The 26,080-nt window shown below is 42.4% G+C and carries 22 protein-coding genes and 2 other annotated features; of the genes, 2 read left to right on the top strand and 20 right to left on the bottom strand.

What is annotated here, in order from left to right:
• Positions 1 to 66: 66 nt before the first annotated feature.
• From N1I86_RS12785 to zapA, 4 genes are all read right to left on the bottom strand, one after another.
• Entirely contained in the window at positions 67 to 2,421 is a 2,355-nt protein-coding gene (locus N1I86_RS12785) for an endonuclease MutS2 (protein WP_341096614.1), read from the bottom strand.
• Between the two features lie 112 nt (positions 2,422 to 2,533).
• Positions 2,534 to 4,249: a DNA polymerase/3'-5' exonuclease PolX gene (gene polX / locus N1I86_RS12780; RefSeq protein ID WP_270583734.1), complete on the bottom strand. Its 1,716-nt coding sequence runs from the start codon at positions 4,247 to 4,249 to the stop codon at positions 2,534 to 2,536.
• A gap of 151 nt (positions 4,250 to 4,400) precedes the next feature.
• Positions 4,401 to 4,952 (bottom strand): CvpA family protein, encoded by a 552-nt coding sequence (locus N1I86_RS12775; protein WP_341096611.1) that lies wholly within the window; start codon positions 4,950 to 4,952, stop codon positions 4,401 to 4,403.
• Positions 4,945 to 5,217, bottom strand: coding sequence for a cell division protein ZapA (gene zapA, locus N1I86_RS12770; RefSeq protein ID WP_003355586.1), 273 nt, complete (start codon positions 5,215 to 5,217; stop codon positions 4,945 to 4,947). Before zapA ends, N1I86_RS12775 begins: the two co-directional genes overlap by 8 nt.
• Positions 5,218 to 5,301: 84 nt before the next feature.
• Between zapA and rnhC the strand changes: the two genes are divergently transcribed.
• Positions 5,302 to 6,225: a ribonuclease HIII gene (gene rnhC, locus N1I86_RS12765; RefSeq protein ID WP_341096609.1), complete on the top strand. Its 924-nt coding sequence runs from the start codon at positions 5,302 to 5,304 to the stop codon at positions 6,223 to 6,225.
• 852 nt (positions 6,226 to 7,077) lie between these two features.
• On the opposite strand, the gene pheT is transcribed toward rnhC, so the two are convergent.
• From pheT to N1I86_RS12750, 3 genes are all read right to left on the bottom strand, one after another.
• Entirely contained in the window at positions 7,078 to 9,492 is a 2,415-nt protein-coding gene (pheT, locus tag N1I86_RS12760; RefSeq protein WP_341096607.1) for a phenylalanine--tRNA ligase subunit beta, read from the bottom strand.
• A 99-nt stretch (positions 9,493 to 9,591) separates the two neighbouring features.
• Positions 9,592 to 10,632 (bottom strand): phenylalanine--tRNA ligase subunit alpha, encoded by a 1,041-nt coding sequence (gene pheS, locus N1I86_RS12755; protein WP_003355591.1) that lies wholly within the window; start codon positions 10,630 to 10,632, stop codon positions 9,592 to 9,594.
• A 53-nt stretch (positions 10,633 to 10,685) separates the two neighbouring features.
• Positions 10,686 to 10,926: a binding site (T-box leader), on the bottom strand.
• A gap of 133 nt (positions 10,927 to 11,059) precedes the next feature.
• Complete coding sequence (locus tag N1I86_RS12750; protein WP_341096606.1) at positions 11,060 to 11,830, bottom strand: TrmH family RNA methyltransferase; 771 nt, start codon at positions 11,828 to 11,830, stop codon at positions 11,060 to 11,062.
• Positions 11,831 to 12,090: 260 nt separating this feature from the next.
• Between N1I86_RS12750 and sspI the strand changes: the two genes are divergently transcribed.
• Positions 12,091 to 12,297 carry a small acid-soluble spore protein SspI gene (sspI, locus tag N1I86_RS12745; RefSeq protein ID WP_003355593.1) on the top strand — a complete coding sequence of 69 codons (207 nt, stop codon included), beginning with the start codon at positions 12,091 to 12,093 and terminating at the stop codon, positions 12,295 to 12,297.
• A gap of 262 nt (positions 12,298 to 12,559) precedes the next feature.
• Here sspI and N1I86_RS12740 read toward each other — a convergent pair whose 3' ends face one another.
• The 13 genes from N1I86_RS12740 to coaE form a co-directional block, all read right to left on the bottom strand.
• Positions 12,560 to 13,645, bottom strand: coding sequence for a M42 family metallopeptidase (locus tag N1I86_RS12740; protein WP_003355594.1), 1,086 nt, complete (start codon positions 13,643 to 13,645; stop codon positions 12,560 to 12,562).
• A gap of 74 nt (positions 13,646 to 13,719) precedes the next feature.
• Positions 13,720 to 14,211 (bottom strand): dUTP diphosphatase, encoded by a 492-nt coding sequence (locus tag N1I86_RS12735; RefSeq protein ID WP_003355595.1) that lies wholly within the window; start codon positions 14,209 to 14,211, stop codon positions 13,720 to 13,722.
• Positions 14,212 to 15,064: 853 nt separating this feature from the next.
• Entirely contained in the window at positions 15,065 to 15,424 is a 360-nt protein-coding gene (gene rplT / locus N1I86_RS12730) for a 50S ribosomal protein L20 (RefSeq protein WP_003355596.1), read from the bottom strand.
• Positions 15,425 to 15,455: 31 nt separating this feature from the next.
• A complete protein-coding gene (rpmI, locus tag N1I86_RS12725; protein WP_003355597.1) occupies positions 15,456 to 15,656 on the bottom strand; it encodes a 50S ribosomal protein L35 in 201 nt (66 codons plus the stop codon).
• Positions 15,657 to 15,679: 23 nt separating this feature from the next.
• Positions 15,680 to 16,198: a translation initiation factor IF-3 gene (infC, locus tag N1I86_RS12720; RefSeq protein ID WP_169799153.1), complete on the bottom strand. Its 519-nt coding sequence runs from the start codon at positions 16,196 to 16,198 to the stop codon at positions 15,680 to 15,682.
• Positions 16,199 to 16,271: 73 nt separating this feature from the next.
• Positions 16,272 to 16,411 (bottom strand) — a sequence feature (ribosomal protein L20 leader region).
• Positions 16,412 to 16,606: 195 nt separating this feature from the next.
• On the bottom strand, positions 16,607 to 18,550 hold the full coding sequence (thrS, locus tag N1I86_RS12715) for a threonine--tRNA ligase (protein WP_341096605.1): 1,944 nt from the start codon (positions 18,548 to 18,550) through the stop codon (positions 16,607 to 16,609).
• Between the two features lie 542 nt (positions 18,551 to 19,092).
• Positions 19,093 to 19,953, bottom strand: a complete 861-nt coding sequence (locus tag N1I86_RS12710; protein WP_327824341.1) for a putative sporulation protein YtxC — start codon at positions 19,951 to 19,953, stop codon at positions 19,093 to 19,095.
• A 298-nt stretch (positions 19,954 to 20,251) separates the two neighbouring features.
• Positions 20,252 to 21,184 carry a primosomal protein DnaI gene (gene dnaI / locus N1I86_RS12705; protein ID WP_003355602.1) on the bottom strand — a complete coding sequence of 311 codons (933 nt, stop codon included), beginning with the start codon at positions 21,182 to 21,184 and terminating at the stop codon, positions 20,252 to 20,254.
• Positions 21,181 to 22,590 (bottom strand): replication initiation and membrane attachment family protein, encoded by a 1,410-nt coding sequence (locus N1I86_RS12700; protein WP_048623809.1) that lies wholly within the window; start codon positions 22,588 to 22,590, stop codon positions 21,181 to 21,183. The genes dnaI and N1I86_RS12700 overlap by 4 nt, the downstream gene beginning before the upstream one ends.
• 143 nt (positions 22,591 to 22,733) lie before the next feature.
• Positions 22,734 to 23,192 carry a transcriptional regulator NrdR gene (gene nrdR, locus N1I86_RS12695; protein ID WP_003355604.1) on the bottom strand — a complete coding sequence of 153 codons (459 nt, stop codon included), beginning with the start codon at positions 23,190 to 23,192 and terminating at the stop codon, positions 22,734 to 22,736.
• 149 nt (positions 23,193 to 23,341) lie between these two features.
• On the bottom strand, positions 23,342 to 23,722 hold the full coding sequence (speD, locus tag N1I86_RS12690) for an adenosylmethionine decarboxylase (protein WP_003355605.1): 381 nt from the start codon (positions 23,720 to 23,722) through the stop codon (positions 23,342 to 23,344).
• A 508-nt stretch (positions 23,723 to 24,230) separates the two neighbouring features.
• Positions 24,231 to 25,262, bottom strand: a complete 1,032-nt coding sequence (locus N1I86_RS12685; protein WP_040342004.1) for a glyceraldehyde-3-phosphate dehydrogenase — start codon at positions 25,260 to 25,262, stop codon at positions 24,231 to 24,233.
• A 185-nt stretch (positions 25,263 to 25,447) separates the two neighbouring features.
• Positions 25,448 to 26,050 (bottom strand): dephospho-CoA kinase, encoded by a 603-nt coding sequence (gene coaE, locus N1I86_RS12680; RefSeq protein ID WP_003355608.1) that lies wholly within the window; start codon positions 26,048 to 26,050, stop codon positions 25,448 to 25,450.
• Positions 26,051 to 26,080: the final 30 nt, after the last annotated feature.

Below are 26,080 nucleotides of genomic sequence, written 5' to 3'. Positions count from 1 at the left end.
CTCCCCAATACGTTGTGGAGCTTGTTTAAAGAGAAGGAAAAAGGTGAAGACTTGCCAATATGGATTTTACTTCAGTTCAACCACTGTGACGCCGCTGCCGCCTTCCCCCGCTTCTCCGAGACGGATGCTTTTCACTGATCGATGACGCTTCAACAGCTCTTGTACTCCTTTTCTTAAAGCCCCTGTTCCTTTCCCGTGAATAATGGAAACACGCGGATATCCGGCCAATACGGCATCGTCAATGTATTTTTCTACTTTTATCAAAGCATCTTCATAGCGTTCCCCGCGCAAATCCAGTTCTAAGCCCACATGATAATCTTTTCCCTTTACGGTAGCCAACGGTTTCGGATCGACCTTTTTTTGCGAAGGAATGTATTCAAGATCCGATTCATTGACATTCATTTTTAAAATGCCGACTTGAACGAGCCATTCGTTCCCGTCGACTTTTTCGAGTATCGTTCCTTTTTGACCGAAGGACAACACTTTTACTTCATCTCCCGGCATAAAGGAACGGCTCCTTTTCGCTTTTGGTTGCGGTGTTTTTTTGTCTATCTCCGGCATGGCATCAGACAACCGCTTTCTCGCTTCGATCAATTCATGCTCTTTTACTTCTGCATTCTTTTCCAAGCGCAGTTTTCTTAAATGGCGAATGATTTCTTCCGCTTCTTCTTTCGCCTTTTCGACAATTTTGGAGGCTTCTCTTTCAGCGCGGCTGTACATTTCTTCTTTTTTCTCATAAAACTCTTGCATCTGGTTTTGCAAATCTTTTAAAAGCTTTTCAGCCGATTTTAAATAATCTCTTGCCTCTTGTTCTTCTTTTTCGGCTAATTTTCTGCTTCTCTCTAAAGAAGCAATCATATTTTCTACTTCGTTTGTATCGGCACCCGTATATTGTCTTGCCCGTTCAATGATCTTATGATTTAATCCTAAACGCTCGGAAATTTCAAAAGCGTTGCTGCGTCCGGGAACGCCGATGAGCAAACGATAAGTTGGGCTTAATGTTTCCACATTAAACTCAACACTGGCATTGATGACTCCGTCTCGGTTGTATCCATAGGCTTTCAATTCAGGATAGTGGGTGGTTGCCACTACCCTGGCCCCTACTTCAAGCACTTCATCCAAGATCGAAATGGCAAGAGCCGCTCCTTCCTGTGGATCAGTCCCTGCTCCGAGTTCATCAAACAGCACCAAGCTCTCCCCCGTCACTTCCTTTAAAATGTCTACAATATTCACCATATGGGAAGAAAATGTACTTAAGCTCTGTTCAATGGATTGTTCATCCCCGATATCGGCAAATACGGAATGAAAAACGGCCATTTCCGAACCTTCCTGAGCCGGTATTTGCAGACCGGATTGTGCCATTAACGTTAAAAGACCGATGGTTTTCAGCGTAACGGTTTTTCCTCCGGTATTCGGTCCGGTAATGACGATCGCTGTATAATCTTTCCCCAGTTCAATATCGTTGGGTACAGCTTCCTCTATCGGCAGCAAGGGATGACGCGCTTGATGAATCCTTATATATCCTTCTCGATTCATCAACGGTTTAGAGGCTTTCATGCTCTTGGCCAATTTCGCTTTGGCAAAAATAAAATCCAAATCACCCATCACTTGAACAATGACCAGCAGTTCATCGGCATTTTCCTGTACTTTCGCCGACAACTCTCTTAAAATTTTTTCGATTTCTTCCTGTTCTTTCAGCTTCAATTGCTTTAATTGGTTATTTAATTGAACAATCGATTCCGGTTCAATAAAGAGAGTTTGTCCTGAAGATGACTGATCATGGACAATCCCGCCATAGTGGTGGCGATATTCTTGTTTCACCGGGATGACGTAGCGATCATTCCGAATCGTAACGATGGCATCCGAAAGCATTTTCTGCGCATTTTTGGATCGAATCATGCTTTCCAGACGTTCGCGAATTCTTCCTTCATGAATCCTGATTTGACTACGGACCTCTCTTAATGTCGAACTGGCAGAATCCAAGATCTCTCCGTTTTCATCGACAGCGCGTTTAATGTCATGCTCCAGCTCCGTCAACACAGGGATCTGTTCTGTTTGTTCTGATAAAATCGGTAACTGTTCCCCGTTTTCAACCAGTTCGGCGATAAACTTTTTCATCATCCGTCCTGAGTATATCGTTCCAGCAATTTGAATCAATTCTTCGCCATTGAGCAATCCCCCGATTTTGGCTCTTTTCACGTGTGGACGGATATTATGCAGCCCATCTAAAGGAGCATGTCCTGCTACTCGTAAAACGGTTGCCGCTTCATCCGTTTCCTCCTGCCAATGAACCACTTCAGAAAAATCAGCAGAAGGAAAGAGAGCGTCGATTTTTTCAATTCCCAATGAAGAAGAGGCGTGCTGTTCCAATTGTTGCTTAATTTTATCAAATTCTAACGTTGCCAATACTTTCTTATTCAATGAGCAATCTCTCCCATCAAGCATCATTCGATTTGTATAAAGCTATGCTGAAAAAGGTTGATGGATCTCATACCATAAGTATTCTCCAAAATGAACCATCCAAATGACCATATTAAGGGATCTGTAAAAACCGTTTCATCTGTTTTGCATCCAATGTATTCAATATATTTTTCCGTTTGATCCAGCCCTTTCTTGCCGCTTTCACTCCGATTTCCATAAACCTCAATTGATCAACGGCATGGGCATCCGTGTTGATAAAAAATTTTACACCTGCTTCTTGAGCTTTTCGCAAATGATCCGCAGATAAATCCAAACGGTGCGGATTGGCATTCAATTCTAAGGCCGTATTCGTTTCTTTCGCCCATTCAATCAATAAATCGATGTCAACATCATAGCCTTGTCTTCTGCCAATCAGCCGGCCAGTCGGATGAGCAATTAATCGGACATACGGATTTTCCAAAGCCGTCCGCAGCCTTTTCATAATAGTAGAACGGGATTGGGAAAAATGCGAATGAATGGATGCAATGACGAAATCCAGCTGCGATAATAATTCATCGTCGAAATCTAGCGTTCCATCGGGTAAAATATCCATTTCAATACCGGAAAAAATTTCAATATCCGAATATTTTTCGTTTAATTTTTTGATTTCTTCTATTTGTCTCTTGAGCCGATCAGGCGTTAAACCGTTTGCCACTTTTAAATATTGGGAATGGTCGGTAATGGCCATATATTGATACCCTTTTTTTCTGCACGCTTCCACCATTTCCTCCAAGGAATAAGCCCCGTCCGACCACGTAGTGTGCATATGCATATCGCCTTTTAAATCTTCCATTCTCACTAGATCCAAGCTTTCACGATAATGGTCGACTTCGGTTCCGTCCTCTCGAATTTCAGGAGGAATCCAAGGCAAGCCAAAATGGCGGTAGAAGTCCTCTTCTGTAGAAAAGGTCACAATTTCTCCTGTTTCCTTGTTTTCGATGCCATATTCGCTAATTCGTTCTCCTCGTTGTTTGGCAAGCTGTCTCATCCGAACGTTGTGATCTTTTGAACCTGTAAAGTGATGAAGCGCCGTGGCAAATTGTTCCGGTTCCACAATTCGGAAATCAACCGAAACACCATATGAATCCTCAAGCACAACCGACACTTTCGTTTTTCCGGCTGCTGTTACTTCTTTGATTCCCGGAAGATGGATCAGCGCATCCGCAACCTTTTGTGGATCAGCCGCAGCGATGATAAAATCCAAATCTTTCACCATTTCCCGTAACCTGCGAATGCTTCCGGCACGGGCAAACTGTAGGATTCCATCGATGTTTGCAAGGTTCTTCTCGATATGTTCGCACAGTTCAAGCATATGCCAGATGGGTAGTCGTTCCGGTCGATCGCCAACTTGCTTTATGGCTGCTAAAATTTTTTCTTCCGTTTTTTTCCCGAATCCAGGGAGATTTTGCACCTCCCCTTTTTCACAGGCGGCCTTAAGTTCCTCCGCATTCGTAATCCCAAGCTCTTGATAAAGTTTGGAAATTTTTTTGCCTCCAAGACCCGGAATCTGCAAAAGAGGAATTAAACCTTTCGGCACTTCCTGCTGCAATTGTTCTAAAACAGAGGAGGTTCCCGTTTCTATAAATTCCTCGATGACACTGGAAGTAGCCTTTCCAATGCCGGGGATCGATGTAAAGTCTTTTATCTCATTTAAACCGCGTTCATCTTTTTCAAGGGCGGCCGCGGCCTTTCGAAAAGCGGACACTTTAAAGGAATTTTCCCCTTTCAGCTCCATATGGATCGCAATATTTTCCAGAAGCCGAACAACGCTTTTTTTATTGTTGATCATCCATTATCACCCGCAATTTGGAAAAAATCGATAAAGATTTCATCTATCGGCTGTACATATCATGCCATTATGTCTATTGAAAACTTAGTATTCTTCCTATATACTATCAGAAACACAGGAAATGAAAAACTTCTCCTATTCAGAGAAGTTTTTACAACGTTGTTGGGTTGAATGCAATCAGCTGTTTCACATAGTCCGAAACAATCGGCGTATGGTTGATCATCGCTCCGGCAATGACAGATTGCTGCAGCTGAGCTTGAATACTGTCAACCGGGAGGAATGTGCCTAGAACGATGAGCACAAGCAAAACAACATATATTTCTAAAAAACCGAGGATTCCCCCGCCGATCATGTTGAACTGACGAATAACGGGCAGATTGGCCACAATGCTGAGCATGGAAGCTAAAAAGGAAAGAGCTATTTTGACAGCAACAAAAATAATCACAAAAGCAATGGCTCCATAAAATAATTTATCCACATTGACAGCATGGGCAAAAAAGAGAAGGCCGCTGCTGCCGTTTTCATCCAATGAAGGAGCAGGAAATAATCCGGAAAGCCTTGCTGCTACAGCATCATGCGCAGCATAAGCCGCGATTAGAGCGAGAATCGAACTGGTCATATGGAAAAGCTGGCTAATCAAACCTCGTTTTAAGCCGATCACAATACCGCTGATGAGAAAAAGCGCCAGAAGCAAATCAAGCATTGTCATCACCCTTTAACTTATTGAATTTTTCTTCCAAACGGAGATATTCTTCTTGGAGTTTTACATAATCATGTATGGCATTAACGGCTGTTAAAACCGCTAATTTACTAGTGTCAAGGGAAGGATTCTTAGAGTTGATTTCACGCATTTTTTCATCGACCAGCTCTGCGACATGCCGAATATGACTGGCTGATTCCTCGCCAACAATGACGTACTGCTGTCCATATATGTCAACGGTAATTCGGTTTTTTTTTCTTTCAGACAATGTAGAATGCCTCCATTCTAAAAGAATCCTAACCTTTATATTAACATCAACATTCATCATTTGAAAAGAAAAAGGAGAATTATGTTGTCGAATATAGTACTGAAAGTATCTCATTCTGTTCTTTCGTCCATGAAAACACATTATGCGGACGATTTAACCGCGAAACTGCCGACTGGTGCTGTTTTTTGTGCTAAACGAAACGGATGCACAATCACCGCTTACAAAAGCGGAAAAGTCCTTTTTCAAGGAAACAGCGCCGAGCAAGAATCCAAAAAGTGGGAACAAGACTCTCTTCCATCTGAAAAAAAGTCATCCATGAGCAAAGGTTCTGTCTTGCCTTCCGGTTTTTCATCGCTTTCCGTTGTCGGCAGTGATGAAGTCGGTACAGGGGACTATTTTGGCCCGATCACTGTTGTTGCGGCCTTTGTCCGAAAAGATAAGATCCTTGATCTAAAACATTTAGGTGTGCAAGATTCGAAACAGCTCAGCGATCAGCGTATTATCGATATCGCAAAACAATTGGTCCACACCATTCCATACAGTTTATTGGTGCTGCATAACGAAAAATATAATGAGCTTCAGAAAAACGGAATGTCCCAAGGCAAAATGAAAGCTCTTCTTCACAATCGCGCCCTTTTAAATGTATTGCACAAAATTTCTCCTGAAAAACCGGACGCCATACTGGTCGATCAATTTGCGGAAGAACCTCTTTACTTCCGATATTTAGAAAAAGAAAAAGAGATTTGCAAGGAAAACGTCTATTTTCAAACGAAAGGTGAAAGCGTCCATATTGCTGTGGCTGCCGCTTCCATTCTCGCCCGCTTTGCATTTTTAAGAGAAATGGAAAAATTATCTAAGAAAGCTGGCTTCACCCTTCCAAAAGGCGCCGGTTCCATCGTCGATGAAGCAGCCGCTCGACTCATCGCCGAAAAAGGCGAAGAAAGCTTGAATTATTTTGCCAAAAGGCATTTTGCGAATACGGAAAAGGCTATGCGGTTGATAAAATAAGCGAAACTTCTGTCACCGATAAGAGAATATCCGCTAACAGAAGTTCGCTTTTTTATTTTTCAGGCTGTTGTTTTTCTCGGCGGTGAAATCTTAACTCCTCCGCTTTCAATGTATGATTTTACGCTAACCAAGAGAAAATCCTTCCTTAATCGAGTAGGAGGGAGCGATTAACTCCCGTCCTCTCACACCACCGTACGTACGGTTCCGTATACGGCGGTTCAATTAAGATCATTGACGCAAGTCTTTATAACTTCCGTGAATAGCTGTTCTCTTTATGCCAGTGGTCACTCCACCCTCCAAGAGGTCTCCCACGGGATTCACCGCTTCCTCCCTCAAGTGAGGTACTACGTTTTCTGTGTTCATCATGACTCACTGAATACCAAGGGCTATTCTCTCTTAATTGTTCGGTCCTTCTTAGTTGTTCTAGACCAACTAATACTATGACCTCTGCTGACTTCTGACGGTTCAGCTACTTATCACTAAGTAGGTTATGAAGAGTACTTCACCTATCCGCCAGACCTCCCCGGGTAAGTACATGCACTTTCACACCATCTATCCGCCTCATTTACTCGATATGACCTTCGACAGAAAGAGCTTTGTTTTGTTATGCAAACTCACTCCATCATACCTAGCCTTATATGAGGTTCGTGTTCCTCGGACCGGTGTTTTGCCTCCAGCTTCCTTCAGATTCCGCGTCACCACGGACACCCTTGCTCTTGGCTAACCTCTACTTCTGTCTTCGGGGTTCGGGACTTACACCCTATAGTTCATGTACATGCCGGGCGCACATAAAAGCAGACTCAACATCCAAAGAAACGGTGATGTTGAGTCTGTTTTCATGTAATGATCCTCTTAACTTCTTAATTCTGCTCCTGTTTTTTCTTTTACGGCAGCAAGCACCTTTTCATGGACGTTCATGACTTCTTCATCTGTTAACGTTTTATCCGGATCATAGTATTTAAGAGAAAAAGCGATCGACTTCTTGCCTGGTTGTAAATGTTCCCCTTCATATAAGTCAAAAATGCGGACTTCCTTAAGCAGCTTTCCACCTGCTTGCCAAATGATTTGTTGCAATTTTCCAGCTTCCGTGTCTTTGTCCACCACCAAGGCAATATCGCGTATAATCGAAGGGAAGCGAGGGATCGAATCGTATTGCAGTTCCAGCGCTTGTTCATTTAACAAGATGCTCGCTTTTAATTCAAAAACATACGTTTCTTTTAAGTCTAATTGTTTTTGCTTTTGAGGATGCACTTGACCAATAAAACCTAATCTTTTGCCATTTAAAAAGATTTCAGCAGTCCGTCCCGGATGCATATCAGGGAGTTCTGCTTTTTTCCATTCAATGGCATCGCCAAGGCCAAGTTTTGCGAACAGCCCTTCTAATATTCCTTTTAAAACAAAAAAGTCTGCCAGTTTTTGTTCTCCTTGCCACTCGTTCGCTTCCCACACACCGGTAATGGCTCCGGCAATATGTTCATCTTCCTGCGGCAGTTCTTGGCCGATTTGTTTCAGAAAAACCGACCCGATCTCATATAACCCGATTGAATCATTTTGGCGTGCGACGTTATAGGATACTGCTTCCAACAAATGAGGAACCAAGCTTTGGCGAAGAATACTTCTTTCCTCGCTCATAGGCATGGCGATTTCGACCGGTTCCGTTTTATCCAGTACAAATTGATGAACCATATCCCGACTGGTCAAAGAATAAGTGATGGCCTGATACAGCCCCGCTCCTTCCAGAAACTTGCGCACGACGCGACGCTTCTGTTGATAAGGGGTTAAACCTCCCGGAGAGGCAGCTCCTACCGGCAGCGTTTTTGGCAATTCGTCATATCCATATAAACGAGCTACTTCTTCGATTAAATCTTCTTCAATCGTAATGTCCCCTCTTCGAGTCGGAACGGTGACAGTGAACAAGTCGTCGCTAGTTTCGACAGTGAAACGGAGTCTCCGGAAAATATCGACAACATCTTGACTCGAAAGATTGGTTCCCAAAACACGGTTGATTTTGGAAAGCGATATCGTTATTTTTTTCGGTTCTGCCTCTAAATCTCCGGCGACAACCGTTTCTCGCAGCACTTCCGCACCAGCATATTTTTCCAGAAGTTCAACAGCTCTTTCCGCCGCAGCTTTGACCCTGTTTGGATCGACACCTTTTTCGTAGCGGGCGCTCGCTTCACTGCGCAAGCTGTGATCCTTAGATGCCTTTCGAATGGTTGTTCCGTTGAAGTAAGCAGATTCGATTAAGACGGTTGTCGTATCCTGCTGAACTTCGGAATTCGCTCCCCCCATCACTCCAGCCAATGCTACGGGTTTGGAACCGTTCGTGATCACGAGATGTTCCGTCGTCAAAGTACGTTTTACATCATCTAATGTCACGATTTCTTCTCCATCATAAGCGCGTCTTACCAGAATTTCTTTAGAACCAAGGCGATCGTAGTCAAACGCATGGAGAGGCTGTCCGTATTCCAGCATGATATAGTTCGTAATATCTACCACATTGTTGTGTGGACGAATACCAGCTGCCATAAGCCTTGCCTGCATCCATAACGGAGAAGGGCCTATTTTTACGTTTTTAACCACTTTGGCGACATAGAACGGATTATCTTCTTTTGCTTCCACTGTCACTTTTATGTAATCACTGGCTTTTTCTGTACTTTCATGGTAAACGGGATGAGGCAGTTTCACATCACGATCCAAAATGGCCGCCACTTCGTAAGCGACACCGAGCATGCTTAAGCAGTCGGAGCGGTTCGGCGTTAATCCTAGCTCGATGATACAATCGTCCAAGTTCAACGCTGTGATCGCATCCGCCCCCACTTCAGCATCATCCGGAAACACAAAGATCCCTTCGGCAAATTCTTTTGGCACCAATTTTCCTTCAATACCGAGTTCTTGTAGAGAACAAATCATGCCGTTCGATTCTTCGCCGCGCAGTTTGGCCTTTTTAATTTTTATGCCTCCCGGAAGGCGAGCACCTGGTTTGGCTACTGCCACTTTTTGGCCTGCAGCTACATTCGGTGCACCGCAAATAATTTGAACCGGTTCTCCTTCACCGATATCTACCAAACATTTGTTCAATTTGTCGGCAGCCGGGTGTTTTTCGCATTTTAATACATGGCCGATCACTACATTTTTAATATGTTCTCCCGGTATTTCCACGCTTTCTACCTCAATGCCGGATCGGGTTATTTTTTCCGCCAGATCCTTCTCGGAAATTCCCGAAAGATCCACATAATCTTGAAGCCATTTCAGTGAAACCAACATATTCAGAAAACCTCCTTTTCTCAATGAACCATGTTGCCTTTTTAAAGGCAATCGTTATCCGTTTATGTACAAGTGCTTTTAAAGAAACAGCACCTTGCGTTAAGATTCGTGGATGGAAAATTGTTTTAAAAAGCGAATATCGTTCGTATAGAAATGACGAATATCATCTATTCCGTATTTAAGCATAGCAATTCTTTCCGGACCCATCCCGAAAGCAAAGCCCGTATATTTTTTCGAATCGAAACCGGCCATTTCCAACACATTCGGGTGAACCATACCGGCTCCTAATATTTCAATCCATCCAGTGCCTTTACATACGCTGCATCCTTTGCCATGGCAAATTTTACAGGAAATATCCATTTCCACAGAAGGTTCGGTAAACGGGAAAAAGCTCGGACGCAAACGAATTTCCCGATCCTCGCCGAAAAACCGTTTAGCAAACACTTCAAGCGTTCCTTTTAAATCACTCATGCGTATGTTTTCATCGACCACAAGACCTTCAATTTGAGTAAATTGATGAGAATGAGTCGCATCGTCGTTATCGCGGCGGTAAACTTTTCCTGGACAAATAATTTTAACCGGGCCTTTTCCTTTGTGTTTTTCCATTGTCCGTGCTTGAATAGGGGAAGTATGCGTGCGAAGCAAAATTTCCTCCGTTATATAAAACGAATCCTGCATATCGCGGGCTGGGTGATCCTTCGGCAAATTAAGCGCTTCAAAGTTATAGTAGTCTGTTTCCACTTCTTGTCCTTCCGCTACTTGATACCCCATGCTGATAAACAAATCTTCTATTTCTTCTATTATTTTGGTCAATGGATGGGCATTGCCGTTTTTGACAGGACGTCCCGGCAATGTAACATCGATCGCTTCTTCTTTTAATTGCTTTTCTATGGCCGCTTCTTCCAGCTGTTTTTGCTTTTTCTCGATTTGCTCGGCAATTTCAGCCCTCACTTGGTTGGCCAAAGCCCCGATTTTTGGACGTTCTTCTGCAGACAGCTTCCCCATTCCACGCAAAACCTCTGTAATGGGGCCTTTTTTGCCTAAATAGCTGACACGAATGTCATTTAATTCTTTTAAGTCTTGAGCGCTTGCCACTTTTGACAACGCTTCTTGAGCCAATTCTTTTAACTTCTGCTCCACTGTCATGCTCCTCCTTTTACATTATTTTTCCAAACGAAAACCTCGCCCCAAAGGAAAGGGACGAGGTTGGATCGCGGTACCACCCTTTTTAGCATGCCGAACCGTTCGCGGCATACTCTCTTCATACAAATAACGGCTATTGAACCGGGGCGTCTTTACATTTCCTCGGAAATGGTCCAAACGCCGACTCGAGAGGTGAACTTCGTTTGCTCTTCACATAAAAATGCTTTCAGTCACGGCATTTTCTCCCTGAATGGAAGGAAGCAAACTACTTTTCTCTGTCATTGTCTTTAACCCTATTTAAATTTGATTCGTTTCATTAGAATGAAGTCCTTTAAAAGGATTCGTCTCTCAAAAAAGCGTTATTATTCCGCCATTAAGCTAAATTCGTATTATAGATATCATTATAGCAATTTCATTGGCGATTTCAAACCCCTTTTGTCGAATCCTGAAAGTGATACAGCAAAATGCCGGCTGCAACTGCTACGTTCAGCGATTCGCTTTTTCCGTAAATCGGTACATATACATTGTGATCGGTTAATGATAATAACTCTTGCGAAACGCCGCTGCCTTCGTTGCCGACCAATACAGCAAATCCTTTAGAAGGATGGATATCCCGATAATTTTCGGCATTTTGCAAAGCCGTTCCATAAACAGATACACCCTTTTTTTGAATCAAGCTGATCGCTTCTTCTAAAGGTGACTGTACGATGTCGACATGAAAATGGCTTCCTTGGGCAGCTCTTAATACCTTCGGATTATAGGGATCGGCGCTTCCTTTTCCTAGTACGACCACATCGATCCCCGCCGCGTCCGCTGTCCGTATCATCGTCCCGATATTTCCGGGATCTTGAACACGGTCAATCAGCAAAAAGGTCGTACCTTGTTCAAGAGCGTTTTTTGAATCCCGTTTTTTGCAAACGGCAAAAATCCCTTGCGTCGTTTCCGTCTCAGCCAGAGATTTCGCCACTTCTGCTGTCACAATCGTGATCGGAATACCGTCCATATTCCATTTTGCAGGCAAAACAATGTTTTCCTCCATAATGATTTCTTCTATCTCATTTTTATAGGAAAGTGCCTCTTCAACTAAATGGAATCCTTCCATCATATATCGCCCGGTTTTATCTCGTTCTTTTCTCGTCGCTAGCTTCCTCCACTGCTTGACTTGTGGATTTTTAACGGATTGGATCACTTTCACTTTTTTCTCACCTTTCGACCATAGAATTCAATTACATCATTATAGCATAATGTCCGCGACGCCGCGCATGATCCACGATCAGCTAGATATGATTTTTGCCAATCAACCGCTTTGAAAAGAGAGGATTCCTTCTTTTCCTATAATCAAATGAAAAGGAACTCCTTTCAAATGGCCTTTTGGCAGAATGATTTATTTTTTTACATAGCCTAAGCAATGAAGGGGAAAATAGACATGAAAGTATGTGAAAGGAGAGGAAATGCATGAATTTGGATTTGCGAAAGGCCATCCTTCATAATGTTTCCGGCAATACGCCTGAACAGTTGGAAGATACCATCGTGGATGCCATTCAAAGCGGAGAGGAAAAAATGCTCCCCGGACTCGGTGTACTATTTGAAGTCATTTGGAAAAACGCCAGTGAAAAAGAAAAGCAGATGATGCTCGATACTTTATCCGCGGGACTGAAATAAAACAAAGCTTGAATAAAAAAACTTTACGGGATTTTCCTTACGGCTCATGATCGCCAATCATTCCCAGAGATCCATCTCACTATATTATTCGCTCATTTTCATTGGAACTTAAACATTCTTCTTTCGTGTTCATACTTGGCTTCCAATTGAATCTGAAACGTCTTATCCTTTCATCGCTTATTTCATGATGAAAACAGCCACCTTTCTAGCAGAAAGGTGGCTGTTTTGCCATTTATCCGATCATTTTCTGTCAAATCAAAGATTAATCAAATGTGATTTTATTGACAGCCTCGCGGTCGAGACGAAGAATCACTTCTCCAATCAACTTCACAGCATTTTCATAATCATCTCGATGCAGAAGCGCGGCATGGGAATGAATATAACGGGTCGCGATCGTAACCGATAACGTCGGTACTCCTTGTCCGGTCAGATGAATCGATCCGGAATCGGTGCCGCCGCCGGCAATGGCATCAAATTGATAAGGGATATTTAATTCATCTGCTACATTGGTGACAAAATCGCGCAATCCTTTATGGGAGACCATGGAAGCATCGTATAAAATGATTTGCGGTCCTTTTCCCATTTTGCTTTGTGCTTCTTTTTCCGAAACGCCCGGAGTGTCTCCGGCAATGCCGACATCAACACCGAAAGCAATATCGGGCTGGATTTTTTGAGCGGCTGTTTTCGCACCGCGCAAACCTACTTCTTCTTGTACCGTACCTACTCCATACACGATATTTTCATGTTTTTTATCTTTTAAATATTTTAGCACTCCTATGGCAATGGCAAGGCCGATGCGATTATCCCAAGCTTTGGCAAGAAGCATTTTTTCATTGTTCATCACGGTGAATTCAAAATAAGGAACCACCATATCTCCGGGGCGAACCCCCCACTCCATTGCTTCTTCGCGGCTTGAGGCGCCAATATCAATAAACATGTCTTTGATTTCGACCGGTTTTTTCCTCGCTTCCGGCGATAAAATATGCGGCGGTTTGGACCCGATAATGCCGGTAATGTCGCCTTTATTTGTCACTACCGTCACCCGTTGGGCAAGCATGACTTGGGACCACCAGCCACCGACTGTTTGAAAGCGCAAAAAACCTTTCTCGTCAATTTGCGTCACCATAAAACCGACTTCATCTAAGTGGCCGGCAACCATAATTTTAGGGCCTTTCTCGTTTCCCACTTTTTTCGCAATTAAGCTTCCGAGATGATCAGTGGTGATTTCATCCGATAATGGCTCTATGTATTTTCTCATGACTTCGCGTACTTCCCGTTCATTTCCCGGGATCCCTTTCGCGTCAGTCAGCTCTTTTAGCATAATTAACGTTTCATCCAATTTCGGCATGGGACGCCCTCCTTTTTCATAAGCTTTATTCTTTAAATTATATAGAAAAATGGAAAACAATACAAAACTTTTACCTAATATCCTTCGCGCTGCCTTTTATAATTTACTTCATTTTTCTCAATGTATGCACGTTCTATATCTTCTGTTGAAAAGCCTAACATGTTTGCCAACAGAACGTATTCCTCCCACGCTTTTTCATAAGAAGACAATGTTTTTTCCTTTTTCAGATGATGGAAAGCTTCGTAAACTGCCAGAAATTGGTCCGTTAAATCATTGGAAGTAGAAGTGGGATCCTTGATTTGTGTAAAAGAATCAAACTTGAGCTCCAAGCCGATCGATAGCAGAAAATGAATCCCGTCTACATATTCTTCCAAAATGATCTCTTTTTCACTCGGCCCTTTTTTGCTCCAAAATTTAAAACATCTCGTCTCATTTGCAAGCTCTCCCAATTCGACTAAAAGGGCAAGCAGTTTGTGGCTGAGCAAGTTTTCATTCGCGACATGATTTTCTTGTTCAATGTATTCGTCCAGAGCTCTTTGCATGTCATATAATTTTGACAGGTTCATCGTCTGACCCCTTTCTTTTTCTCTTCTTCGCCATTATATCAAAGAAGTGAGTATGACAGCATTTTCGTTTCCAAGAGGAAAGATTGTCTTCTATCCATAGAACAAACGAAAAAGGCTTCATTAAGGGCAACATTCGACATTTTGTCGGTAAAAACAATAACAATCGAGTAGGAGGGAGCGATTAACTCCCGTCCTCTCACACCACCGTACGTACGGTTCCGTATACGGCGGTTCAATTAAGATCATTGACGCAAGTCTTTATAACTTCCGTGAATAGCTGTTCTCTTTATGCCAGTGGTCACTCCACCCTCCAAGAGGTCTCCCACGGGATTCACCGCTTCCTCCCTCAAGTGAGGTACTACGTTTTCTGTGTTCATCATGACTCACTGAATACCAAGGGCTATTCTCTCTTCATTGTTCGGTCCTTCTTAGTTGTTCTAGACCAACTAATACTATGACCTCTGCTGACTTCTGACGGTTCAGCTACTTATCACTAAGTAGGTTATGAAGAGTACTTCACATATCCGCCAGACCTCCCCGGGTAAGTACATGCACTTTCACACCATCTATCCGCCTCATTTACTCGATATGACCTTCGACAGAAAGAGCTTTGTTTTGTTATGCAAACTCACTCCATCATACCTAGCCTTATATGAGGTTCGTGTTCCTCGGACCGGTGTTTTGCCTCCAGCTTCCTTCAGATTCCGCGTCACCACGGACACCCTTGCTCTTGGCTAACCTCTACTTCTGTCTTCGGGGTTCGGGACTTACACCCTATAGTTCATGTACATGCCGAGCGCACATAAACAAAACACCCATTCTTTTTTCAGAATGGGTGTTGAATGTTTTTTTCTTATTTTTGAAGTTGTGCTTTAGCAGTATCCGCTAATTGAGCAAATGCTTTTTCATCGTTTACTGCAAGGTCAGCTAGCATTTTGCGGTTTACTTCAATGCCGGCAAGTTTTAAGCCATGCATTAAACGGCTGTAAGAAAGTCCGTTCAATCTTGCAGCAGCGTTGATACGCGTAATCCATAGCTTACGGAAGTCGCGTTTTCTTTGACGACGATCCCGGTAAGCATACATATAGGATTTCATTACTTGTTGATTAGCAACTTTATATAAAGTGTGCTTTGCACCATAATAACCTTTTGCCAGTTTTAGAATTTTTTTGCGACGTTTGCGAGTTACTGTACCGCCTTTTACGCGTGCCATATTATTTCCCTCCTAAAAATTCTTGTCAATCTTATTTAAGGTTGTCAAGCATATGACGAATCCGTTTAAAATCTCCGCTTGATACAAGAGCAGATTTGCGAAGTTTCCGTTTTTGTTTCGTAGATTTATTTGCAAATAAGTGGCTAGTGTAAGCATGAGAACGTTTTAATTTCCCAGAACCAGTCTTTTTGAAACGCTTTGCAGCGCCGCGGTGAGTTTTCATTTTTGGCATTGTGAATTCCTCCTATCAAGTTGTTACTTTTCAGATTTTGGCGCCAGAACAATAAACATGCTTCTGCCGTCCATTTTCGGCTTAGTTTCGACTGTCGCCACATCATCGCAGGCTTCAGCAAAACGATCAAGCACCTTTTGTCCCAGCTCTTTATGCGTGATGGCGCGCCCTTTAAAACGAATGGACGCTTTCACTTTATCGCCCTTTTCTAAAAACTTGCGGGCATTGCGAAGCTTCGTATTAAAATCATGTTCTTCAATCGTCGGGCTTAGGCGCACTTCCTTGACGTTGATAACCTTTTGTTTCTTGCGGGCTTCTTTCTCTTTTTTCTGCTGCTCAAATTTGTACTTGCCGTAATCCATAATTCGGGCAACAGGCGGTTTGGCATTAGGGGCAACCAAGACTAAGTCGAGATTGGCGCGGGCCGCAATTTCCAAAGCTTCATTTTTTGATTTAATGCCCAATTGCTCGCCGTTTTGGTCGATGAGACGGACTTCACGAGAACGAATGCCCTCGTTTACGATCATGTCTTTGCTAATAATGAGCCACCTCCAAAAATTTTTCAGGGAATACACCTTGCAAAAACAAGCTACAGAAAGGGCTTAGGAGTCGGGAAAGCATAAAAAAATGCGGGTATACAGAAAACCCGCATAAAAATGGATCAAGCCATATGATTTCGATTGACTCCGTTTAACCTGCCAACAGCTTATAGGCGTCAGTTCAGGTGAGAAGCGGGCTTGCTTCTGCTTGTTCTTCACGTGTATTCTATTCCATTGTCGCTCCAAAATATATCATATCTTTAAATATTGGTCAAATTATTTACAAATCAATCACGAACTCCATAATAACAAAGACCTTTCACAAAAGCAAGCTTTTTTCAAACAAACAAGAAAAAACGCTCAACTAGAGCTTATGTCGAAGCGGAGGATGCTCCGCTTCGTTTGATGCCATTATTTAGCTGAACGTCGGCTAACCTCTTCTTTAATCATTTGAACGAATTGCTCAAACGGGATGGTTTCAGATTGTTTTTCACCGTATTTGCGGACGTTAACGGTTTTGTTTTCGATTTCTTGATCGCCGACTACGAGCATATACGGAATTTTATGGACTTGCGCTTCCCGAATTTTATAGCCTACTTTTTCATCACGGTCGTCTATTTCCGCACGAATTCCTTCTGCCCGAAGTTTTTCTTGAACGGTTTTAGCATATTCAAAATGCGCATCAGCCGCAACCGGAATCACTTTTACTTGGACAGGTGCGAGCCAAGTTGGGAATGCCCCTTTGTATTCTTCTATTAAAAAGGCGACAAAGCGCTCCATCGTTGAAACGACGCCGCGGTGGATGACAACAGGTCGATGCGGCTTGCCGTCTTCCCCGACATATGTTAAATCAAAGCGTTCCGGCAGCAAGAAATCGAGCTGAACAGTAGAAAGAGTTTCATCTTTGCCTAGTGCGGTTCGAACTTGGACATCCAATTTCGGACCATAGAAAGCAGCTTCTCCTTCTGCTTCATAATAATCCAGACCAAGCTCATCCATTGCTTCCTTCAGCATGCCTTGGGCTTTTTCCCACATTTCGTCATCATCATAATATTTTTCTGTATCCTCAGGGTCGCGGTACGACAGCCGGAAAGAATACTCATTCAGGCCGAAATCTTTATAAACTTCAAGAATGAGGCGAACGACACGTTTAAATTCATCTTTAATTTGATCAGGACGGACGAAAATATGAGCGTCATTCAATGTCATTCCGCGCACGCGCTGTAAACCGCTCAGCGCACCTGAAAGTTCATAGCGATGCATCGTTCCAAGTTCCGCAATCCGGATCGGCAACTCTCGATAACTGTGAATGCCGTTTTTGAAAATCATCATATGATGAGGACAGTTCATCGGACGAAGGACTAACTCTTCATTGTCCATTTTCATGACAGGAAACATATTTTCTTGATAATGATCCAAGTGGCCGCTTGTTTTATAAAGATCCACACTACCTAACACAGGAGTGTATACATGCTGGTAGCCCAGACTTTCTTCCTTGTCTACAATATAGCGCTCTATTACGCGTCGGATCGTCGCACCGTTAGGAAGCCATAACGGTAAGCCTTGTCCCACTTTTTGCGAATTCATAAACAGATCCAATTCTTTGCCTAGTTTGCGGTGATCGCGCTCTTTCGCTTCTTCCAACATTTGAAGATGATGTTCCAAATCTTCTTTTTTGAAAAAGGCGGTTCCATAAATCCGCTGCAGCATTTTATTGTTGCTGTCACCGCGCCAGTACGCTCCGGCAATGCTTAAGAGTTTAAATTCTTTGATTTTCCCGGTGGAAGGAACATGGACACCGCGACACAGGTCAAAAAATTCCCCTTGTTCATAAGTGGTAACCGTTTCTCCTTCCGGAATGGCATCAATTAACTCTAATTTATACTCATCGCCAATTTCTTCATAAATTCGTTTCGCTTCTTCCCGTGTGACTTCTTTGCGGACAATCTCCAAGTTTTCTTTCACAATTTTCTTCATTTCTTTTTCAATTTTTGGCAAGTCTTCAGGAGTCAGCGGCTCTTCCAAATCGACATCGTAATAGAATCCGTCTTCGATAACAGGGCCAACGCCTAATTTCACATTTTTATATAGTCGTTTAATCGCTTGCGCCATTAAGTGTGCTGTGCTATGGCGAAGAATATCCAGCGCTTCCTTCTGATCAGGAGTAATGATTTCAATAGCACCGCTCGTTTTGATCGGTGTACGCAAATCCAAATGCTTCCCGTTCAGCTTGCCGGCGATGGCTTTCTTTTTGAGTCCAGGGCTGATGGAAGCGGCGATCTCTTCCGTTGTAATTCCTTCTGGAAACTCCTTTACAGCCCCATCAGGAAATGTAATTTTCAACATGTTTGACATTTGTCCATTCACTCCTTATTCCCATGATATTTTTTTACTAGGATGATTCCATGTACCGTATTCATTCTCGTTCATACGGGACGAATGAACGGAGAACATCGGCTTGCTCCTACATTCATTATCCGCGATTTGACTTTTATCCATATCAAGCCGGTGAAAAACGTTCGTCATCAGACTCAAGCACCAAAAGATTTTTTTGGCCAACAAAAAACCCCGTCCCTCTCATGAGGGGCGAGGTTGTTCATCGCGGTTCCACCCTGCTTTCCCGAATTTTTGCCATATGACCGCAAAAATTCGGCTCCAGATCAGATAACGGCTGCGGCCGTCAAGCCAATACTGAGCAATCTTATTGCCGTTCCTGGCTGCGGTTTAAAGGCGGTAAGCATTCCATTCGTGTTGGAAAAGTTTCAGCCTCGCTTTTCCTCTCTGATAAACCGTAATAGAACGCTCATGTCCTTATCATTACCTTGTGCAGTATGTTCTTGTATGTACAATATTATAGGGGTTTTTCCCGACAAACTCAAGATCTGGATGTTAAATTATTAATTGGCGGCATCTTTTGATCCAATCTTCCATTGCTCTTCCCAAAATTGACGAGCAGGAAGCAAGGTCACTCTCTCTTCAAAGATATTTTGAATCGTTCTGGAAAGCCCTGATTCCCCTTCATCCGTATACAGTCGAATGTGGCCGGGAGCAAGCGATAATAACGGCACCAATGTAAAGCAATCTACCGTCAGCGGACGGTTCACTAATAACCGTTTATCCAAAACTCTTAATAAATCATCTTGATGGAGCCTTTGAAAGCGTTCATCGTAAAAGATCGGTTCGTTTTCGTGTAAATACACTCTTAACATGGGGATTTGCTGTTCTTTCTTCCGCAAAAATTCTCGTTGCATATGAATGAATACTTGATATTCCTGCTCCATTTTAAATTCATCAATAGCCAGTTCCACGTATTTGCCCACTCGATCCCAAAACGGTTTAAGCCGAAATTTAGCGAATCCATCAAAATGAACATGGGACTCATTCTCCGGCAAAGAAAGAAAAGAATCCCGCAAGAACGGTACTTCAGGAAACTCTTCCAGCAGTTGGATCAGTTCCTTTCTTTCACCGGAAAACATCTCGCAAATAATCTCCAGAATTCGTTGGCTTTCTTCTTTATCCTTGTACCAATAAGACGTTTCTAATAATTGTTTTGCCCATTGGATTCGTTTCCATTCCAACATAAATTCTATAAACACCGTACAAATCGAACTCGAATTCCATGTCTTTTGCGGATGGCGAACGAAATACGGAGCGGTTGAAAATCGCTTTTGCTGCAGCTCAACTTTCACATGATTCTTTTTCGAGAACTCGCTCCATTTGAAAGCATCAAGCTGGTTGGAAAATAAAATTTCAATCAAGATGGCCCCCCCTTGTCCGTAAACTTTATATTTCATATATATGGGGGACCCAATGGTTTTAGAATAGACTTTCTTGCTTTGATGTTAGTACCAAATAGACAGAGCTTTGTTCTGGACATTCATTCCTTTCATAAGCATATCTAGCGAGGGGTATAGTTCATTTAGAAAAAAAGAAACCACAAGAAGGAAAGCTCCTTTGCAGCTTGTGGCTTTAAGAAGATGATTATTTGAGAGAGGAAACAAAGCTTTGCATCGTTTCTTTTAAAGAGAGATGCCTACGCTTGTCAAAAAATCGTACCTACCTTTCTCTTCTATTAGGACCATCCAATTTTACAGCGATGGTCAAAAATTTGATTCGTTCCATAATTCTGGCGGCCTTCAACTTCTCTTCTTCTCCTCTTTGCGAATGAGAAAAATGAAACTCCAGTTCATCATAATCAAAATTGGAGCTGAAAAAAGTAGGCAGTCTTTCCAAGCTGCGGTATTGAAGAATGGGGCCCAGAATATCATCTCGCATCCAGCTGGACACGGATTCTGCACCGACATCGTCCAGCATAAGGACCGGTGTTTTTTTAATCATATCGAGTTTTTCATTGATGGAATGGTCGTTTAATGACTGCTTCATTTCTCTTACAAACTCAGGGAAATAAACAATATACGAGGGAACACCGACATTTGCCAACTCGTTGGCGATTGCTCCTAACAAATAAGATTTTCCAACGCCAAAATGCCCGTACAAATATAAACCCCTCTGTTGCTTTTGAGTATGATAGCCCGCAACAAATTCTTCGGCATATTTGAGCGCTTTAATTCTCCCAGGAGTATTGAAATCGAACGTCTCAAATGAAGCCTTCAACACTTCTTTCGGAACATAGATGCTTTGAATCAATTTTTCTGTTTTCCGCTGCTCATCAAAGATGATTTTTCTTTGGCAGCGTCTGTATTCGATATCAATACTGCCCTTTCGCATGACCAGCACAGGTTCATACCCCTGCATCATGTTTCTGCATTGGCTTAAATCGGGGCAGCCTTGACAACCTTTACTTTGGGTTATATATTCATATAATTTTCCTAAACTTTTATCCAAAACTTCCGAGTCCACTTCGTCTCGATGCTTTTCCAAAAAGTCGGAAACATCCGGATTTCCCAAGATATCCTTGCGCACCGCCTGGTATCTTTTGTGAAAATCGGGCGAACTAAGCCGTTTTAGCGAATCTTGGATACGTTTCATTTATGTTCACCTCCCGCCGTTTTTCTTTTCTTTAATTTTTCTTCCAACTTCCGTTTTTCCGCCTCAAAGTCAAAATCTTCGTCCTCTTCCTTCGAGGCTGATTTTTTCGATTCGTATTCTTGAAACCAATCAGGCAGCTTTTCGATACGGACGGGCTTTTTTTTCATTTGGTTCGTTTGGTTCGTTGTCTTTTTCTGATTCGCCCACTCCAAATATTGGCGATGTTCTTTTTTGGCCAATTCCAACGCTTCTTTTACCGTCTTTATCTTCTTTCGTGCCCAATGTGCGGCCACTTTCTCCAAGTAAGCCTTTGACAATTTCATATCTGTTTTTAACAATACGTATTGGATCAAAACATTAACGACACCCGGCGAGAGCTTTTGCTGGAACATAATCTCTTCAATCGCCTGCAAATCAGCTTTAGAAGGCATACTTCCCGATATGTCAATCAACAGCTGTCGTGGAGAAGTCGTTTCCAAGTATACAATCAGTTCATCTTCAGGGCTGTCTCCTTTTGTTTGGCTTCGCAATACGGGAGGCTGCACTAAATCCACTAGTTCCGGAAGTTCAGGATTTACCTTTAACTGGTACCAATCTCTGGCTGATTTTCGTAATTGATCAATATCCACCTCATCGTTCTCATCCAATGCGCTTAAAAGAATATTCTTCATTTCCAATTCATTGATGCCATATAGATGGGATAACTTCAAAATCGTTTCTTTCACTTGCGGAGTAAGCGTTTGTTTCGGCACCATGACACTTTTCAATCCGCTTTCCAAAAGCTGAAAATCGAATTGTTCGTCATTCAGTGTAAGTCCGGGATTTTCCGGTCTTTTTAAAAATTCTTCCCCCGTTTCAGATTGGCTATCGGAAAGTGCTTCCGAATCCATAACGGCAGACGGCGAAGAAGAGAACACCTCCGGCCATGATCTTGTCACTTCTTTATAAGATTCATGTTCAATCGTTTCATTTGAAAAAAATTTCTTCAATCGCAAAAATTGAGAACGGCCAATTTTGCGATATAAAAAGACGTTCAGCATCCCATCTTGAAAAAACTGTTCCGGCGTCAGCGGCGGCAATAACTCATAAATATAGCTTCGGGAGTCTCCCATTTCTTTTACATATGTTTTTAACAATCCGATTCCTTCTAATTTTAATCGTTCATGATAAATCGTTTTTAAATTCATATTTAAAAAATTCATCAACCCATAATGATTGGAAGTTTTGGACCAAAGCCGATTTTCCTCTGCTTGGGCCCAAAGCGTCATATATAAACTAAAACAAGCAGAGCCGATTAACGGTTGATACAGAAAGGTAAGAATTTTTCGATCGGTGTCATGAAGGATTCCGCTTAATTTGACCGAATACTCATCCACTGGTTGCAATTCATTCCAAAACGGTTTCATTTTAATCGAACCTTTCTAAACTCATTCATGTTTACGTACAGGAATTATGCGTATCTGGGGTCTCTTTTAGCTGCAGGCCGAAACGGAATGTATGAACGAGGCTAGAAGAAAAAAAGCCAGAGATTTGTTCAAACTCCAGCTTTTTATTTTTCTTTTTTGATCAGTTCTTTCAATTCTTCTAAAAATACATTTATATCCTTGAATTGGCGATAAACGGAAGCAAAGCGGACATATGAGACTTCATCCACTTTCGCCAAACGATCCATCACCATTTCACCGATTTTCTCTGAATGAACTTCTGATACACCTTCATTTCGGATTTCTTTTTCGATATCGAGCGTGATCTGTTCCAGCTGCTCAAGAGAGACCGGACGCTTCTCGCAAGCTTTAATGAGACCGCGTAATATTTTTTCTCGGCTGAATTCTTCCCGAGTATTTTCTTTTTTGATCACGATCAGCGGCAGCTCTTCCACACGTTCAAACGTGGTAAATCGATAGGAACAGCTTTCGCATTCGCGCCTTCTGCGTATCGATCTTCCTTCATCGACCGGCCTTGAATCCACCACGCGGGTGCCGTTGTGCTGACATGCTGGACATCTCATAAAATCACTCCGTCTCATCTCAATATTCCCGCATTCTACCTAGAATGATTATATAATAATGGAGTTTTTGAACGCAATTTTTCTTTCAAAAGAAGCGACATTGCCAGAGATAAGTAAAAGGGTGCATGATTGCCATGCACCCTTGAATTTTACAATGCTTTTATATTTTGAGACTTCACTTGTACCGGGCCCATCCCTCTCGGCAATTCAATGGTTTCACGAGTCTGGGCACCTAATGCTTCAGCTATATAATCAGCAGCAATATTCGGATTCAAATCGCCGCATGTATAAACGTCAATGCTTGCATATCCGTGCTCTGGGAAGCTATGAATCGTTAAATGTGATTCTGATATAATCACTACCCCGCTTACGCCTTGAGGAGCAAATTTGTGAAATGCTACCTCTCTGATTTCTGCACCAGATTTCAATGCGGCTTCCACGAAGATTTTTTCAATTTGTTCCACATCGTTCAATTTTTCAAATTCACAGCCCCAAAGTTCAGAAATGACATGACGACCCATTGTTTCCATTGATCGTTTCCCCCTTTTACAAAATTTTTTTCGATCAAAAGAATATTTTTAAAAGTTTTATAACTACCACGGGGGAAAGTTAGTCCGAAGAGGTCCTAACCCTTTAAGTAGTTATGATTCCATTATAAGAAGTTCACGAATCATAGTATACTTGGTTTAATATCTTTTTGCAATAATGTTTTTGTCGAATGCAGGCAAAAATCGTTTGTACCGTTAAGAAGGACCAACCCGGTTAAATAAAAAGGCTCCATATGGCATGATTTTCAGTCTCAATGGATAGAACCTTTCGCTGGATTAAGCAAAAAACGAACTCATCCATATCATAATAAAGCTAAACGTATCCCATAAAAAAAGAGGCTGACTTTATAGGTCGCCCCTCTCCTAAGCACAAAGAGGGAGCCTGGCCCAGTCAACCCCTGTAAAACAACAGTTTCTAGCTGGAAAACATATGCGAAGCTATGGTGCATCTTGTTAAACACGAAAACTAGCTTTTTTCAGTTTTTACGTTTCAACCAATTTTCATTTCAGCTTTTTTTTCCATTTCTTGCGCGACAAAAGTGGCCAACTCCACTACACGGCAGGAATAACCCCATTCATTGTCATACCAAGCCAACACTTTTGCCTTTTTTCCGCCGATGACGATCGTGGATAATCCATCGATTATGGCAGAACGTGAATCGGTATTAAAATCGATGGAAACAAGCGGTTCGGTAGTGAATCCAAGTTTTCCTTTTAAAGGACCTTGGCTGGCGGCAATAAACGCTTGATTAATTTCATCGGCCGTAACTTCCCGTCGCAAATCCACCACTAAATCCACTAAAGACACGTTCGGAGTCGGCACGCGCAGCGCCATCCCATGCAGTTTTCCTTTCAATTGCGGCAGCACAAGCGCCAGCGCTTTAGCCGCCCCTGTAGTGGTCGGTATGATGGACTGGCCGCAGCTGCGGGCTCTTCGCAAATCTTTGTGAGGATTATCAATATTTTTCTGATCATTTGTATAAGCATGAACGGTTGTCATCAACCCATTTTCGATGCCGAATTCTTCATCCAGCACTTTCGCTACCGGCGCCAGACAGTTGGTGGTACAAGAAGCATTGGAAATAATATGATGCTTTTCTATGTTTAAATCGCTTTCATTCACGCCCATGACAATCGTAACATCCTCATTTTTGCCGGGCGCCGTCAAAATGACTTTTTTCGCTCCGGCCTCAAGGTGAAGAGACGCTTTTTCACGGGAATTAAATTTGCCAGTTGCTTCAATCACGATATCTATTTGAAGATCTCCCCAAGGAAGCTCTGCTGGATTTCGGTTGTTTAATAATTGAATTTTTTTGTTGTTGACAATAATGGCGTTGTCTTCTGCTTCGACCTCTCCTTCAAACTTTCCATGATTGGAGTCATATTTAATGAGATGAGCTAAAGTAGCAGCAGGGTAGCTTGCATTAATGGCTACAATATCTAATTTTTCTTCTAAAATGGCTCTTCGTAAAAACATCCTTCCTATGCGGCCAAAGCCATTGATTGCTATTCTCGCCTTCATCATTCCGGCTCCTCCTATATGTTATACTTTTAAGGGAATTAACTAAAATTAGTATAACATATTTCATTTTTAATGGAATGATTATTTTGCATATTTTTTTGACCATCCCTTTTTATACCATCACAAAAGTTCACCATGCTATCCATAAAACAAAAAGGCTGTCCAATCTTCAGACAGCCTTTTGTTTACGGGCGGAGGGCCCATATTTCGATGATATGTTCCAACTGTTTTTTTGTTTCGGTAATGGTCCCATTGTTATTGATCACTGCATCCGCTTTACTGGCTTTTTCTTCAAGAGGCATTTGTGCCGAGATTCGAATCTCGGCAGCCTCTTTATCTAAACCGTTTCGTTTCATCAGTCGTTGAAGCTGTATGTTTTCATCTACATAGACCACGATGGTTTTATCCACCATCCATGTCAGTCCGCTTTCAAAAAGAAGCGGAATATCTAAAAAAATCGTTTGCTTTCCATTCCGAATGGCCTGCTCTTTTTCCAAAAGCATCTGTTTTCGAACAGCCGGATGTACAATAGCGTTCAGTTGAAGTCTTTTCTGCTCGTCGCGAAATACAAGGTCGCCAAGCTTAGGTCGGTTAATTTCCCCATTCTCCAACAGAATGTCTTTTCCAAATGTCTCCACTATTTTTTTATAAGCCTCTTCTCCAGGTTGAACGACAATCCTTGCGGCAACGTCGGCATCAATCACTGTAAAGCCCTTTTCTTTCAAAAGACTTGATACCGTGCTTTTTCCACTGGCGATGCCGCCGGTTAAACCGATGATGGCAGCCATTTGCGTCCCCCCTTTTCCATTCTTGTCATC

Origin of the sequence: Bacillus sp. FSL W8-0116, from assembly GCF_038003825.1 — a bacterium.
In the GTDB taxonomy this organism is placed as follows: Bacteria; Bacillota; Bacilli; order Bacillales; family DSM-4216; genus Bacillus_O; species Bacillus_O smithii.
This window is presented reverse-complemented; position numbering and strand designations above follow the sequence as displayed.